This window comes from Micromonospora sp. HNM0581, assembly GCF_012726175.1.
Classification (GTDB): Bacteria; Actinomycetota; Actinomycetes; order Mycobacteriales; family Micromonosporaceae; genus Micromonospora.
The window spans coordinates 25132-40214 of sequence record NZ_JAASAD010000007.1 but is presented as its reverse complement, the minus strand read 5'-3'; the positions used below and the strand labels follow the sequence as shown (position 1 = coordinate 40214).

Sequence of the window (15083 nt, the reverse complement as noted above, 5' to 3'; positions counted from 1 at the left end):
TGTGGTCCGGCACCGGCGACTTCGGCTACCGCACGGTCACTTCTTTCCGCTCGCCTTGCCGCCGTCGGAGTCGGAGGAGAGCGCCGCGATGAACGCCTCCTGCGGGACCTCCACCCGGCCCACCATCTTCATCCGCTTCTTGCCCTCCTTCTGCTTCTCCAGCAGCTTGCGCTTGCGGCTGATGTCACCGCCGTAGCACTTGGCGAGCACGTCCTTACGGATGGCGCGGATCGTCTCTCGAGCGATCACCCGGCTGCCGATGGCCGCCTGGATCGGCACCTCGAACTGTTGCCGCGGGATCAGGTTGCGCAGCTTCGCCGCGATCGAGGTGCCGTAGGCGTACGCCTTTTCCTTGTGCACGATGGCGCTGAACGCGTCCACCGGCTCGCCGTGCAGCAGGATGTCGACCTTGACCAGGTCGGACGCCTGCTCGCCGGAGGGTTCGTAGTCGAGCGAGGCGTAACCCTTCGTCCGGCTCTTCAACTGATCGAAGAAGTCGAAGATGATCTCGGCGAGGGGCAGTGTGTAGCGCAGCTCCACCCGGTCGGCGGAGAGGTAGTCCATGCCCAGCAGGCTGCCGCGCCGGCCCTGGCACAGCTCCATCACCGCACCCACGTAGTCGTTGGGGGTGAGCACCGTGGCCCGCACCGTCGGCTCGTACACCTCGGCGATCTTGCCGGTCGGGTACTCGCTGGGGTTGGTGACCACAACCTCCTCGCCGTCCTCCTGGATCGCCCGGTAGACCACGTTCGGCGCGGTCGAGATGAGGTCGAGGTTGAACTCCCGCTCCAACCGCTCCCGAATGATCTCCAGGTGCAGCAGGCCGAGGAAGCCGCAGCGGAACCCGAAGCCCAGCGCACCGGAGGTCTCCGGTTCGTAGGTCAACGCGGCGTCGTTGAGCTTGAGCTTGTCCAACGCGTCCCGCAACGCGGGATAGTCCGACCCGTCGATCGGATACAGACCGGAGTAGACCATCGGCTTCGGATCCTTGTAGCCGCCGAGCGCCTCGGCAGCAGGCCGCCCGTTGATGGTGACCGTGTCACCGACCCGGGACTGCCGGACATCCTTGACGCCAGTGATCAGGTAGCCGACCTCGCCGACGCCGAGCGCGTCGGCCTTGACCATTTCCGGCGAGATGACGCCGATCTCCAGCAGTTCGTGGGTGGCACCGGTGGACATCATCTTGATCCGGTCTCGGGCGCCTATCCGCCCGTCGACCACCCGCACGTAGGTGACCACGCCCCGGTAGACGTCGTACACCGAATCGAAGATCATGGCGCGGGCCGGGGCGTCGGCGACACCGACCGGCGAGGTGAACTGCCGGACGATCTCGTCGAGCAGGTACGGCACACCCTCACCGGTCTTGCCGGAAACCCTGATGCAGTCCGCCGGGTCGCCACCGATCAGATGGGCCAGTTCCTCGGCGTACTTCTCCGGTTGTGCCGCCGGCAGGTCGATCTTGTTGAGTACCGGGATGATGTGCAGGTCGTTCTCGAGCGCGAGGTAGAGGTTCGCAAGCGTCTGCGCCTCGATGCCCTGAGCCGCGTCGACGAGCAGGATCGCGCCCTCGCAGGCCGCCAAGGACCGGGACACCTCGTAGGTGAAGTCGACGTGACCAGGCGTGTCGATCATGTTGAGCACGGCCTGCTCGCCGGCCCGTTCGCCCTCGGCGATGGTCCATGGCATCCGGACCGCCTGGCTCTTGATGGTGATGCCACGCTCACGCTCGATGTCCATCCGGTCGAGATACTGTGCGCGCATCTGCCGCGGATCAACCACGCCGGTGAGCTGCAACATCCGGTCGGCCAGGGTCGACTTTCCATGGTCGATGTGAGCGATGATGCAGAAGTTCCTGATCCGCCCCGGGTCGGTGGCACCAGGAGCGTTCGCGCCGGGATCGAGCGTCGGTGGCACAGCGGTCCGTTCTGGTCGTCTGACGTGAGCGGGCCGGCACGCGCCGGCCCGCTCTATGCTCCCATGTCTTCCACGGGCACCGGCCGGGCGTCCGTCACTCCTGCGGCGGCTCGACGAAAAGGGTGGCGAGCCGGGGCAGCCGGCGGCGGGCCTCTTCCTCGTCGTCGAAGTCCCAGAAGTCGTCGAGGTCGGGTTGCGCCGCCGCCGGGCGCTCCCCCGGCAGGTCGGTCGCGGTGGCTTCACGGTACGCGTCCCACGGCACCGCGAGCATGTCCTCGCACTCGAACTCCTCGCCGCTGAGCGAAGCAGACCTGACCTGCGGCAGTTCAGCCAACGAGTCCGGATCAGCGACCGCCCGGGCGAAGACCTCCCGTCCCCGGGTCATCAACCAACCCCGGAAGGACGCGAACCCGTCGTCGGAGGCACCACCGTTGACCAGGTACGCGGCGCCCCACAGATCGACCCGGTGGGACGCGGCGAGAACCCGGCGCTGATGGTCGGCGTACCCGATGATCTCTTCTGGGTCTCGGGCGGCGAGCAACGTGACGGCCCGGGCGGCGACAGCGTCCGGATCTCCCCCGCCGGCCCGGGCGCGGTCGATCAACTGCCAGACCTCGTCGGTTTTCATGGGGCGCCAGTGTGACAGACGCCGCCCCGCGCGCCCGGATCCGCGCCGGACGTCGCTACCCGGCCGGGCAGCGGGCAGCATGGGCGGGTGAGCGTTCCGTCTCTACCCGCCGTGCCGTACCACGCCACCGCCCAGCGGCCCGACTGGTTCGCCCTGCCGGCGCAGCTGCGGGCCACGGTGACCGCGCGACTCGGCGCCCCGGTGGTGCGGGCTCGTAACGCCGGCGCCGGCTTCACTCGCGGCTTCGCCTCGCTGTTGTGCACCGCCGAGGGACACCGCGCGTTCGTCAAGGCAGCACCACATGCGGAGCAGCCGCATCTGGTCGACTGGTACGCCCGGGAGGCCGCGATCCTCACCCGGCTGCCGGCCGGTCTGCCGGCGCCCCGCCCACGCTGGACGCTGACGGAGGCAGGCTGGTACGTCCTGTGCCTCGACGCCGTCGACGGTCGCACCCCTCGGCTGCCCTGGGACCAGGTCGAACTCACCGCCGCCCTCGCCGCCTTCACCGCCGTGACCGAGGCGCTCGCCGAAGCACCGACCGAACTGACCGGCCTCGGCCTGCCCCACCTCGCCGACCTGGCCCGCGACGACATCCTCTGGTGGGTAGAGGTCGCCGCCGGCCGGGAACCCGTGCCGCCGCTGCCTGCCCCGGCCCGGACGCGGCTTGCCGAACTGACTGCGCTGGAGTCGCGGTTGCCAGGGTACGCCGCCACCGCGACCGGACTGACCCACGGCGACCTGCGGGTCGACAACGTGCTGATCGACAAGGCCGGCGCGGCCTGGCTCTGCGACTGGTCGTGGCTGTGCCACGGACCCGCCTGGTTCGACCTGGTCACCCTGCTGATCTCCGGGTACGCCTCCGGGCTGGACGTCGACTCGCTCTTCACCAGTCACCCGGCCGCCGCCGACGCGCCCGACGACGCGCTGGACGTCACCCTGGCCGCCCTCGCCGGCTACCACCTCACCGCCGCAGCGTCGGCCCCACCGACCGCCTCGGCCTACCTGCCGGAGCACCAACGGTGGACCGGCGAACAGGCTCTGGCCTGGCTCTCGCACCGCCGCGACTGGATTTGACCGCCACCTCCACCCGCGTCGACCGGCGCCCCGGTCCGGACCGACGGTCCCCGGCGGCCGGCGCGGTGCCGTTTTGGTCCGCCCGAACCGGACCTGGTAACCTGGCTCTTCGCGCAGCGATGACGCATGCTCGTCGCGCGCACAAGCTGACCAACCCGAGCTATCAAGACGAGGCTGTCGCGTGGCGAACATCAAGTCCCAGATCAAGCGCAACCGGCAGAACGAGAAGCGCCGGCTGCGTAACAAGTCGGTCAAGTCGTCGCTGAAGACCGCCATCCGCAAGTTCCACGAGGCCGCTGAGGCTGGTGACGTCGAGAAGGCCGCCGCCCTCATGCAGGACGCCTCGCGCAAGTTGGACAAGGCGGCCAGCAAGGGCGTCATTCACGGCAACCAGGCCGCGAACCGCAAGTCTGCGATCGCCAAGCGCGTCGCGTCGCTCGCCGCCTGAGCCAGCGTCCAGATCTGGCGGAAGCCCCGAGGTGTCGCCTCGGGGCTTCCGCATGTCCGTTCGACGGTTGTGGTCCACTGCCGTCGGGCAGCCCACCCCAGTCAGGACCCAGGTTCGGTGGTGCCCGGTCGACGCTCGGCGGTGTCCCGGCTCGCTGCCGGCCCGCCACGGCCCGTTGCCTCGGCGGTCTCGCCCGCACCATCTGAGGATCGACCCACCTCCCCCGATGGTCTGCCCGTGCTGTTCGAGGGCCGGCCCCCGCCGTCCAGAGACCAGGCGGACACGACTCCGGGCGCAGGTGACGGTTGCCGTGCCGCGGCGGGGTGCGCTGCCTCCGCAGACGCGGACCGCACCACGATGCCGGGCACACTGTGCCGAAGCAAGTCCACTCTGGCACGCCCCACCGCCGGCTCCATCTGCTGGCGGAACCGGTCGCGTTCCTGCTCGGGTACGGCTGCGGCAGAGCGCACCACCGCGGCGGCCACCAGATCGTTGAGCTTGACCATCACGGCCACCGCGGCAGGCAGCACGAGCACCGCCCACCAGGTCACCAGTTCCGCGAGCGCGAGCAGCGCCGCCAAGGCGATCGCGCCCTCGAAGAAGACGAAGCAGAGCACCCCGCCCGGGTTGACGAACCGCAGGCCGAGCGCTCGCGCATAGAACGGACGGTACCGCTGCTCGTCGGCCGGGATCGTGGCCCACGAGCCACGGAGGGTTCCGCTCACCTGGCGCCGCCCTGCCGCGCCGCCGCCACTGAGAAGACCGCTTTCTCCAGTGCGTAGGCCCGGTCGTCGGAGCCACCCTTGACTGCCGCATTGCACTCCGCCGCCGCCCGCATGGCCAGGACCAGCCCGTCGGGCGTCCAGCCACGGGCCTGCCGTTGGGCCCGTTCGACCTTCCAGGGCGGCATACCCAGGCTGCTGGCGAGCTGGTACGGACTGCCCCGGCCAGCCGAGGCGACCCGGGCGACCGTACGGATCCCGTCGGCGAGCGCATCCGCGATCGGCACCGGATCCACCCCCACGTGCAACGCCCAGCGCAGCGCCTCCAGTGCACCCGGCAGGTCTCCGACCATCGTGGCGTCGGCCACCGTGAAGCCGCTCACCTCCACCCGGCCCCGGTAGTACCGCGCCACGGTGTCGGCGCTGATCCGGCCGTCGGTGTCGGCGATCAGCTGCGAGCAGGCCGCCGCGAGTTCGCGCAGATCGTTGCCGACCGCGGCGATCAACGCCTCGGCGGCGTCGTCCGTGCAGCGCCCACCGGCCCGGCGGATCTCGTCGCGGACGAAGGCCGCCCGGTCGCGGTGTCCCTTGAGCTTGGCAGCGGGCACGACCCGGGCGCCTGCCGATTTCAGGCCGTCGGCGAACGCCCTGCCCTTCGCGCCACCGAGGTGCGCCACCACGAGCTGCACCTCCGGATCGGGATGCTTCGCGTACGCCAGCAGTGCGGCGACCAGGTCCTTGCGGGCGTCCTGACCGGACCGGAGCACCAGTACCCGACGACCACCGAACAGCGACGGGCTGAGCATCTCGTCGAGCTCGCCGACGGTGAGTTGGCCTGCCTGGTATTCGCGCACGTCGACGCCAGGCTCCGCGGCGCGGGCGGCGGCAACGGTTTCGGTCACCGCACGCGTGGCGAGCAGCTCCTCGTCGCCGAGGACGAGCACAATAGGAGCGGCATAGGCGACGGTCACGCCGCCCATATTCGCACGCTCGGCCAGTAGGTCCAGCCTGCTCGTCGCTACTCTGCCGGCAGACCCCGCACTCAGCGCAAATCCAGACATAATTATCATCAATCGCATTTAGGTGGCTAGCCTCACGGTGCACGAACCCGGTCGACGCCGGCCCTCACCACGGCAAGCCCCCGGGGCGACCGCACGACCGCCACGTCCCCGTCAACATCGGTACGCAGCACCCGTGTCCCGCCCCGGGCCAGCCGAGCCAACACCGACTCGTTGGGATGTCCGTAAGTGTTCCCCGCGCCGACCGGCACCAGCGCCACCGCCGGCCGCACCGCGTCCAGAAAGGCCGCATCCTGGTAAGCAGAGCCGTGATGGGCGACCTTCAGCACATCGGCCCGCAGCCCGTCCAGTGGCAGCCGCTCCCACAGCGCCCGCTGTTCCTCGACCTCGGCATCGCCGGTCAGCAGGATCCGCACCCGATCCACCGTGGCGATCAACACCAGGGAGTTGTTGTTCGGATCCGAGCGGGTGCCGCGCATCGGGTACGGCGGGCCGATCACAGTCAGGTCGACCGAGCCGGCCCGGAAGTGCCATCCGGTCGGTGCTGCCGCCACCGGCGTGCCATGTACCGCAGCGGTGGCGCGAACCAGGTCCCGACCCGCCGCAGGCTCCGGCCACTGCGGAACCAGTACGGTGTCCACTTGCCTGCCCCGGAAGACCCCTGACACCCCACCGGTGTGATCCACATGGAAGTGGCTGATCACCAGCAGCGACACCCGACGGACGCCGAGCCGGCGCAGGCAGGCGTCCACCGCCGCCGGGTCCGGGCCGGCGTCCACCACCACCGCCCGACCGGCGGCCACCGGCAGCAGCACCGTGTCGCCCTGGCCCACCGCACAAGCCACCACCACCCAACCGTCCGGCGGCCAGCCCGGCGCAATCACCCGCACCGGCAGGGCACCCAGCACGACCGCGACGGTGCAGACCGCCACCAGGCGGCGCACCAGCGGACGCCGGGAAGCGACCAGCAACGCCACGGTCAGCGCCGACAGCAGCAACGCCCCGGACACCCCATCGGGCCAGGGCAGGTTGCCCGCCGGCAGCCGGGCACCGTACCGGGCGACAAGCACCAGCCACCACGCCGGCCAGTGGGCCAGCCAGGCGAGCACCTCAGCGCCGTCCGGCCAGACCGATGAGGCGACCGCCGCCGCCACGCCGAGCACCGTCGCGGGAGCGATCGCCGGCACCGCGAGAAGGTTCGCCGGCACCGCGACCAGGCTGACCGTTCCCGTCAGACCGGCGATCACCGGCGAACAGGCGAGTTGCGCGGCGGCCGGCACCGCTAACGCCTCGGCCGCCCCCGGTGGTACACCCCGCCGCCGTAGACCATCGCGCCAGCCCGGCGCGAGCAGCAGCAGTCCGCCGGTGGCCAGCACGGACAGGGCGAACCCGGCATCACCGGCCAGGTCCGGGTCGACGAGGACCAGCACCGCCACGGCGGCGGCCAGCGCGGGCACCGCCGCCCTGGTCCGGCCGGCGGCCAGCGCGGCGAGCCCAACCGCGCCCATGGTGGCCGCGCGTACCACGCTCGGTGACGGCCGGACCAGGATGACGAAGCCCACCAGGGCCAGCCCGCACAGCCCGACAGCCAGCGCGGGCCCAGCGCGGGCCCAGCGGGCCAGCAACAGCACCGCACCCACCACGATTGCGACATTCGATCCGGAGACAGCATTCAGGTGAGTCATTCCGGTGGCCCGGAAGTCCTCCTCCACCGTGTCGGGCAGCCGGCTGGTGTCCCCGACCACCAGGCCGGGGAGCAGCCCTCCAGGGTCGGCCGGTAGGGGTGCGCACGCCCGCTGGAGACCGGCTCGGAGCCGACCAGCCGCGCGTTGCAGCACCGAGGGAGAACCCAGCCGCATCGGTGCGCCGACGGCCATCAGGACCGCCCCGGTGAGGTCGCCGCCGCGCGGCTGGGCCAGGCGCCCGTCCACGGTGAGCCGCTGCCCGGGTAACAGCCCGCGCCAGGCCGGATCGTCCGCGAGCACCAGCACCCGTGCCGGTGTGGTGATCCGCTGACCGTCGGACCCGGTCAGCGTGACCAGCCTGGCCGCCACCAGCAAGGTCGGCGGACGGCCCGCGATGCCGCCGCGTACCGGCCGAGGGTCGTCCCGGACCACCAGATCGGCGCTCACCCGGGCACGGGCTTCCACCAGGACGCGCAGCGGATCCGCGTCCCGTACGACCAGCCGCGCCGAGGTGGCTGCCCCACCGCAGACCACTCCGATCAGGATCGCCACGGCGATCCAGCCGTGGCGGCGTACGGCCGGAGCGGGTCGACCGACGAGGCCCAGCAGGTGCAGGGTCGCCACCCCGGCGAAACCGGTCGCGGCGATGGCCAGCAGTAGCGTCCGCCGGGCGTCGAGGTGCAGGCCCGCCAGCGCGGTGAGCCAGGCCGCGACGGCAAGCCCCGCCATTCGGAGATCGGGTACGGCCACGCCGGTGCCAGCACCCGTGGTTGCGTGCGCCTGCGTCGCCGGACCGGACGATGCCGGAGACCTCACACCGTCACCAGATCCTTGAGCTGCTCGTACCGGATGTCGCCGATGCCGGTCACCTGGCGTAGGTCACCGACAGACCGGAAGCCGCCGTGCTCATCGCGATAGTCGACGATCCGTTGCGCGAGAACCGGCCCCACCCCGGGCAGCGTCTCGAGTTGCGTCGCCGTCGCGGTGTTCAGGTTGACCCGCCCACCCGATCCCGGCTCGGCACCGACTCCTGGACCCGTCGCCACGCCCGGAGGCGCCGGTACGCCGACCAGGATCAGCTCACCGTCGCTGATCCGGCGGGCCGGATTGAGCATCGCCACGTCCACACCCGGCAATGCCCCTCCTGCGGCGTCGAGGGCGTCGGCCACCCGCGCGCCGGCTGCCAGCCGCACCAGACCGGGCCGTCGGACCTTGCCGGCGACGGCGACCACCAGCTCGCCGGTCGGCTCCGACTCCGGTCTGCCCGGCTGGTCGCCGCCCTCGACCGAGGGATCGGGTGTCACCGCGGTTGCGGTCTCGGCAACGACCGGTTCCACCTCAGGACGAGAGCGCCAGGCCCAGATGCCTGCGACCAACACCACGAGCACGGCGACGGCCGCGAGTGCTCGTACTCCCCGCCGTCCCGGATCGAAGGCACCCGGGCCCGGCAGGAGCAGTGTCGGCGAAGACTGGTCCACCGCGCGCTCCCGCCGGTCATCGTCCGGCTCCTCGTCACGGGCACGAACCGGCTCACCGGCCCAGGTCGGCCGGCCGTCGCGCACCGGACCGGTGTCACCCACCCGTTCGATGGCCTGGCGTGGCAGCAGCATGGTCGGCCAGTCAGACACCGGCGGCGCCGTGCCGGGACCACCGGCAGACGGCGGCGGATCGCCGGTCGACGGCAGCCCGGCGGACGGAGCCCGGTCGACGAACGGAAGCCGGGCCACGAAGGACGACGTCGGGTCGTCTCCCGGCTCCGGTGGCAGGGCGGCGCCCACCGGCGTGTCCGCCGCGTCGGGCATCAGGTGCCACAGCCGCCGCCGGACCGCCATCTCCTCGTCCTCGTCCCTCGACACGGCGCGAGGTTAGGACGCCAGGGCACTGCGACGTGCCCCGAGATGGTCGGCCTGTGGACAGTGCAACGCCCTGTGGACAGCCACCTGATCATGCTGCGGTTCTGCTATGACCTGACGTCCGCGCCTGCCTTCCTACCCCGGTCGTTGCCCGTTCACCGACGCCACGAGCGGTGCGCGGGTCAGCCGGTGGAATCCGGCCTACTGTGGATCACCACGCAGGCGAGGCCGGGCCCGACATGCACGGCGATGGCCCCGCCGGCTTCGGAAACGTACGTGTCACGCAGCCGTTCGCCGAACCGGGCTGTCAGCGTGTCGACGAGTTCCTCGGCCCGCCGCGGTGCGTCGACATGGTGTACGGCCAAGTCGACTGGCGTGTCGCCGGCCGCCTCGACGGCCAGGTCCGCCAGACGCGCCATGCCCCGGCTGGCAGTGCGGACCTTGTCCCGCAGCACGATGTGCCCTTCGGGCATGTGCAGGATGGGCTTGACCGACAGCGCGGTACCGAGCAACGCCTCCGCCGCGTTGATCCGCCCGCCCCGGCGCAGGAACTCGAGCGTGTCGACATAGAAGTGGATGCTCGTGCGGTCAATGGCAGCCGCTGCCGCCGCACGTACACCGGCCAGGTCGGCGCCCAGCGCGGCGGCCCGGGCCGCCGCGACCGCCGGGAAGCCGAGGCCCATGCCGCAGGAGCGGCTGTCGACCACGCTGACCCGCTCACCCAGCTCGGCGGCGGCCAGTCCGGCGGCCTCCACCGTGCCGGAGAGCCCGGCCGACAGGTGCACCGACACGACACCTTCCGCACCGGCTTCGAGCAGTTCCCGGTACGTCCGGCCGAACTGCTCCGGCGACGGGCGGGAGGTACTCACCGACACCCGCCGCGCGCGCAGCGCCCGAATGGCGTCCGCCGGGGAAATCTCGACGCCTTCCAGTCCTTCGACACCGGCCAGCACCACGGTCAGCGGCACCACGGTCAGCCGGTGCTCCCGTACCAGCTCGGGCGGAAGGTAGGCGGTGGAGTCGACGACGACCGCGACTGGCATGCCGGCACCGTAGCGGATCGAGCTGGGCAGCGATCCGACCCTGTCCCCAGGAGTCAGCTCAGACCGGCTCGGCGGAGGCCGGGGCAGCGGTCACGGCAGCCGGGGCGTCCACCGGCCCGACGTTGTGTGCACGCAGGTGCCAGCCGCGCTCCACATCGTGACGCAGCTCCGTCCAGTGGCAGTTGCGCAGCGAACCGACGGTACGCAGCACGGCGTGTTCCCAGCCCAGCAGGTGGCCGCAGCCCTGACGGGCGGCGCCACCGTGCGTGGCGATCACGACGGTGCCCCCCGGCGACTGGTCGGCGGCCTCCTGCAGCGCGGCGCCGAGGCGTTTGCCCAGATCGTCGAGGGGTTCGATTTCCGCTCCCGGGTCAGGGTCCCCGGCCCGCCAGCGGGCGTGCTCTTCGGGGAACCGCTGCGCCACCTCGGTCAGCAACAGCCCCTGCCAGCTGCCGAAGTGCCGCTCCCGTAGACGGGCGTCGGAATGCACCGGGAGTCCGGTCAGGGCGGACAGCGCGGCGGCGGTGTCCGCCGCGCGGCTCAGGTCACTGGCGACCAGGACGTCCGGGCGCAGCGCGGCAAGTATCGGCGCGGCCGTACGGGCCTGTTCCCGGCCGAGATCGTTCAACGGGACGTCGGTCTGCCCCTGCACCCTGCTGGCGGCGTTCCAGTCGGTGTTGCCGTGCCGCCAGATGATCAGCCTGGTCATTCGCCCGATCCGGTGCCGGCCTCCGCGCGGGCGAGGTCGCGGTCGACGAAGGGGATGGTCGGGCAGTCCTTCCAGAGCCGGTCGAGGGCGTAGAACTCACGCTCCTCGGTGTGCTGCACGTGCACCACGACGTCGACGTAGTCGAGCAGTACCCAACGGCCGCCACGTTCGCCCTCGCGCCGCACCGGCTTCGCCTTCTCCGGCAGGTCGAGCAGGGCCTCCTCGATTGCGTCGACGACGGCCAGCACCTGGCGTTCGTTCGGGGCTGCGGCGAGCAGGAACGCGTCGGTGATGGCGAGTTGGTCACCCACGTCGATGATGACGATGTCCTGAGCCTTCTTGTCGGCCGCGGCCTGGGCGGCGACGATCGCCAACTCGTGAGCGCGTTCGGAAACTGTCACCATTCTCCTTCGATCAACCGTGCGATGGTTCAAGCCTCTCACACGGCTCGGGACACCGACTCGTCAGATTCACCCGGAAAGAGGCATCAAACGGTCAGATCACTCGCGGTACAGGCGGCGTTTCGCGATGTACTGCACCACACCGTCCGGCACCAGATACCAGACCGGCTCGCCCCGGGCGACCCGCGTCCGACAGTCGGTGGACGAGATCGCCATGGCCGGCACCTGCACCAGGCTGACCGTGTCGGCGGGCAGGTGCGCGGCGGTCAACGCGAACCCCGGCCGGGTGACCCCGATGAAGTGGGCCAGCTCGAAGATCTCGTCCAGGTCCTTCCAACTGAGGATCCTCTCCAGGGCGTCCGCACCGGTGATGAAGAACAGCTGCGTCTTCGTCCCGTACTGGGAGCGCAGGTCACGCAGGGTGTCGACGGTATATGTGGGCCCGCTTCGGTCGATGTCGACCCGACTGACCTGGAAGCGAGGGTTGGAGGCAGTGGCGATCACGGTCATCAGGTAACGGTCCTCGGCCGAGCTGACCGCGACGTCAGCCTTCTGCCACGGCTGCCCGGTCGGCACGAAGATCACCTCGTCGAGGCTGAACCGGTCTGCCACCTCGCTCGCCGCCACCAGATGCCCGTGATGGATCGGATCGAACGTCCCGCCCATGATGCCGATCCGCCGGATGTCTTCCTCCACCCCATGATCCTAGGGCGTCACCCATAGAACACGGGCTGAGCCGGGCACCCTCCGAACCGGCTCGGTCACGGTCGTCAGGCACTCGTGGCAGCCACCGCCGTACGCGCCACCAGGGCTCGACGCAGGTCGTCGTCGGCATCGGTGACAACCCGGCGCAGCCCGGGCGTGAGGTCGTCGCGGGCCAGCAACGCCGCAGCCGCCTGCCTGGTCGGCTGGGACACCGCGTAGCGGGGAAAGGCCAGGTTGGCGACATCGTCCGCCACCCAGGGCGTACGTAGCTGCGCGGCAGCAGGCATGTCGTCGAAGTACCTGCCGACGTAGCCACTCGTCAGCTCGGCCTGTTCCGGCTGCCAGAACCCCGCTGCCGTCGCCTCGACCAGCCGATTCGACAGCTCCGTGTTCGACACGATGATTTCCCACGCGGCCCGCTTCGCGGCAGGTTCGGGCAGCGCGGCCCGGCAACGGGCAGCCCGTTCGGCACCGGTGGCGCTCGGATCGGCCACCAATTCGTCCGCGATCTCCGCCGCACCGGCGGCACCGAGAACCACCAATCTGCTGAGCAACGCCCACCGCAGTTCGGCGTCTACAGCCAGTCCCGCGGGTACGGCCCGGCCGGCGAGCCAACCAGAGAGCAGCTCGACGTCGACGCTCGTGGCGATCAACCCCCGGGCGGCGGCTAGTTGCAACGACATGCCCGGCTCCGCGCCCTCCAGCAGCCGCCAGCAGGAATCGGCGACCCCGACCAGGGCGGACCGTCGGGCCAGCGGGTCGAGGTAGCGGTCGACAAGCGTACGCGTCATCGCCAGCACATCCTCGACGATGATCACTTCTGTCTCGGTGGGTAGCGCCGCGACGATCAGGTCGACCAGCCCGGCCATCGGCCGTTCCCCGTCAGTCGCCGCGTCCAACGCCTCACCCCAGAGCAGGGCCCGAGCCAGCGGGTCGGTCAGGCGGGGCAGCAGCATCGGCACTGCGTCGGCCGATGCGGCGTCGAGACGGATCTTGGCGAAGGTCAGGTCGCCGTCGTTGGGCAGCAGAACCGCAGCCGCCGGTTCACCCTCCAACCCGACGAGCCGGGTACGGCCGTCGTCCTTCTTAGGGTCGAGGTCGACCTCGACCCTAAGGGCGGTGCCGTCCACGGCGTACCGGCCCACACCGATGCGGTGCGGGCGCAGCACCGGGTGCGTCGACGGCGCGGTCTGAGCGATGACGACCTCGTCGTACCGGCCGTCGGCGTCCACCGCCACCTCGGCCCGCAGGGTGTTGACCTGTGCGGTCCGTAGCCAGCAATCCGCCCAGTCGGTCAGTTCCCGACCGCTGCTGCCGGCCAGGCTCTGCAACAGGTCAGCGAGGGTGGCGTTGCCGAAGCGGTGCCTGGCGAAATGCTCGTTGAGACCGGACAGGAACGCCTCGTCACCGAGCCACGCCACCAGTTGCCGCAGCACACTGGCCCCTTTTGCGTACGAGATGCCGTCGAAGTTGAGCAGCCCCTCGGCTGCGTCGGTGACCCGGTCGGGCGCCACCGGATGGGTGGAGGGACGTTGGTCGGCGGCGTATCCCCACGCCTTCCGGCGCAGCGCGAACGTCGTCCAGGCCCCGCCGAACCGGGTGGCCTCGGCGGTGACCCGGGTGCCCAGGTACTCCGCGAACGACTCGTTCAGCCACAGGTCGTCCCACCATCGCATGGTGACCAGGTCACCGAACCACATGTGCGCCATCTCGTGGGCGATGGTGGTGGCCCGCAACTCGCGCTCGCTGTCGGTGACCGCCGAGCGGAACACATAGTCGTCGCGGAAGGTGACCAGGCCCGGGTTCTCCATGGCGCCAGCGTTGAACTCGGGCACGAACGCCTGGTCGTACTTGCCGAACGGATAGCGCTCGTCGAACAGCTGATGGAACCGGTCGAGACACTGCTTCGTGACGGTGAGGATCTCCGCCGCATCGGTGTCGAGGTGTTCGGCGAGCGAACGCCGGCAGTACACGCCGAGCGGGATTCCGTCGTGGACGTCCCGACGCACGTGCCAGGGGCCGGCGATCAGAGTGAAGAGATAGGTGGCGATCGGCAGGGTGGGGGCGAACTCCCAGCGACCCGGTGCCGGGTTGGCGGCGACCTGCGCGTTCGCCGCCACCGTCCAGTGCTGCGGCGCCGTCACCGACAACGTGACCGGCGCCTTCAGGTCGGGTTGGTCGAAGGCGGCGAAGACCCGCTGCACGTCGTCGAGGAACGACATCACGTAGAGGTAGGTTTCCCCGTCGGCGGGGTCGACGAAGCGGTGCATCCCCTCGCCGGTGTTCGTGTACGCCATCTCGGCGTCGACGACGAGCGTGTTCTGCGCAGCCAGACCGACCAGCGGCAGCCGGTTGTCGTCGAGTGTCGTGTGATCGACATCGGTGCCGTTGAGGCGTACGCCGCGCAGTTCCGCCGGTTTGACCTCGACGAAGGTCTCGGTGCCGGTGGCGCGGAACCGGATCGTGGCGTGGGACCGGAACCGCTCACCCTCCCCAGTCAGATCGAGGTCCACCTGGTAGGACTCGACGATGATCGACGCGCCACGCGCGGTCGCCTCTGCACGGCTCAGGCTCGGCATCCGCTTATCCTGCCCGATGGGGGAACGAACCGGCTCCCCCATTTCCCTGGCACTGGAGGACGTGACCATGACAGCGCACCCCAAGGGTGACTTCGACCTCTCCCGGGCGGTCTGGCAACGGGCCGAGGGCGACACCTCGGAGGCCGCCGTGGAGGTCGCCTTCGTCGACGATCTCATCGGCATGCGCAACTCGGCCGAACCGGACGGCCCGGTGCTGGTGTTCACCCAGGCCGAGTGGGACGCCTTCGTCGCGGGCGCCCAGGACGGCGAGTTCGACCTGGACTGAGCGCGGGGTGCGGTGTC

13 protein-coding genes and 1 pseudogene are annotated in these 15083 nt (G+C 70.7%); 3 read left to right on the top strand and 11 right to left on the bottom strand.

The features are described from left to right. Positions 1 to 36: 36 nt before the first annotated feature. Both lepA and HCA58_RS11195 read right to left on the bottom strand, forming a co-directional pair. Positions 37 to 1914 (bottom strand): translation elongation factor 4, encoded by a 1878-nt coding sequence (lepA, locus tag HCA58_RS11200; protein ID WP_169597725.1) that lies wholly within the window; start codon positions 1912 to 1914, stop codon positions 37 to 39. Between the two features lie 94 nt (positions 1915 to 2008). After that, a complete protein-coding gene (locus HCA58_RS11195; RefSeq protein ID WP_169597724.1) occupies positions 2009 to 2542 on the bottom strand; it encodes a DUF4240 domain-containing protein in 534 nt (177 codons plus the stop codon). Positions 2543 to 2629: 87 nt separating this feature from the next. On the opposite strand from HCA58_RS11195, the gene HCA58_RS11190 reads away from it, so the two are divergent. Next, entirely contained in the window at positions 2630 to 3616 is a 987-nt protein-coding gene (locus HCA58_RS11190; RefSeq protein ID WP_346775958.1) for a phosphotransferase, read from the top strand. Positions 3617 to 3797: 181 nt separating this feature from the next. Then, a complete protein-coding gene (gene rpsT / locus HCA58_RS11185; RefSeq protein WP_169597723.1) occupies positions 3798 to 4064 on the top strand; it encodes a 30S ribosomal protein S20 in 267 nt (88 codons plus the stop codon). Between the two features lie 341 nt (positions 4065 to 4405). On the opposite strand, the pseudogene HCA58_RS11180 reads toward rpsT, so the two are convergent. From HCA58_RS11180 to pepN, 9 genes and pseudogenes are all read right to left on the bottom strand, one after another. Beyond that, a pseudogene (locus tag HCA58_RS11180) lies at positions 4406 to 4789 on the bottom strand (hypothetical protein); the annotation flags it as partial. Next, complete coding sequence (gene holA, locus HCA58_RS11175; RefSeq protein WP_169597722.1) at positions 4786 to 5766, bottom strand: DNA polymerase III subunit delta; 981 nt, start codon at positions 5764 to 5766, stop codon at positions 4786 to 4788. The pseudogene HCA58_RS11180 and the gene holA, both read right to left, overlap by 4 nt. A gap of 113 nt (positions 5767 to 5879) precedes the next feature. After that, a complete protein-coding gene (locus HCA58_RS11170) occupies positions 5880 to 8240 on the bottom strand; it encodes a ComEC/Rec2 family competence protein (RefSeq protein ID WP_346775957.1) in 2361 nt (786 codons plus the stop codon). 62 nt (positions 8241 to 8302) lie between these two features. Next, complete coding sequence (locus HCA58_RS11165) at positions 8303 to 9346, bottom strand: ComEA family DNA-binding protein (protein ID WP_346775956.1); 1044 nt, start codon at positions 9344 to 9346, stop codon at positions 8303 to 8305. Between the two features lie 179 nt (positions 9347 to 9525). Next, entirely contained in the window at positions 9526 to 10386 is an 861-nt protein-coding gene (locus HCA58_RS11160) for a DegV family protein (RefSeq protein WP_169597720.1), read from the bottom strand. 58 nt (positions 10387 to 10444) lie between these two features. Continuing rightward, positions 10445 to 11095, bottom strand: coding sequence for a histidine phosphatase family protein (locus HCA58_RS11155; protein WP_169597719.1), 651 nt, complete (start codon positions 11093 to 11095; stop codon positions 10445 to 10447). Further along, positions 11092 to 11496 (bottom strand): ribosome silencing factor, encoded by a 405-nt coding sequence (rsfS, locus tag HCA58_RS11150; protein WP_169597718.1) that lies wholly within the window; start codon positions 11494 to 11496, stop codon positions 11092 to 11094. Before rsfS ends, HCA58_RS11155 begins: the two co-directional genes overlap by 4 nt. Before the next feature lie 99 nt (positions 11497 to 11595). After that, entirely contained in the window at positions 11596 to 12192 is a 597-nt protein-coding gene (gene nadD, locus HCA58_RS11145) for a nicotinate-nucleotide adenylyltransferase (RefSeq protein ID WP_169597717.1), read from the bottom strand. Positions 12193 to 12266: 74 nt separating this feature from the next. Next, positions 12267 to 14780 (bottom strand): aminopeptidase N, encoded by a 2514-nt coding sequence (gene pepN / locus HCA58_RS11140; protein WP_169597716.1) that lies wholly within the window; start codon positions 14778 to 14780, stop codon positions 12267 to 12269. 67 nt (positions 14781 to 14847) lie between these two features. Between pepN and HCA58_RS11135 the strand changes: the two genes are divergently transcribed. Then, the gene (locus HCA58_RS11135) at positions 14848 to 15066 is read left to right on the top strand and encodes a DUF397 domain-containing protein (protein ID WP_093407559.1); all 219 of its coding nucleotides are present in this window, start codon (positions 14848 to 14850) and stop codon (positions 15064 to 15066) included. Positions 15067 to 15083: the final 17 nt, after the last annotated feature.

Excerpts from the sequence above, each read along its gene's own strand:
- pepN (WP_169597716.1), bottom strand. The coding sequence starts at position 14,780 with ATGCCGAGCCTGAGCCGTGCAGAGGCGACCGCGCGTGGCGCGTCGATC.
- HCA58_RS11155 (WP_169597719.1), bottom strand. The coding sequence starts at position 11,095 with ATGACCAGGCTGATCATCTGGCGGCACGGCAACACCGACTGGAACGCC.
- HCA58_RS11160 (WP_169597720.1), bottom strand. The coding sequence starts at position 10,386 with ATGCCAGTCGCGGTCGTCGTCGACTCCACCGCCTACCTTCCGCCCGAG.
- holA (WP_169597722.1), bottom strand. The coding sequence starts at position 5,766 with ATGGGCGGCGTGACCGTCGCCTATGCCGCTCCTATTGTGCTCGTCCTC.
- HCA58_RS11135 (WP_093407559.1), top strand. The coding sequence starts at position 14,848 with ATGACAGCGCACCCCAAGGGTGACTTCGACCTCTCCCGGGCGGTCTGG.
- HCA58_RS11195 (WP_169597724.1), bottom strand. The coding sequence starts at position 2,542 with ATGAAAACCGACGAGGTCTGGCAGTTGATCGACCGCGCCCGGGCCGGC.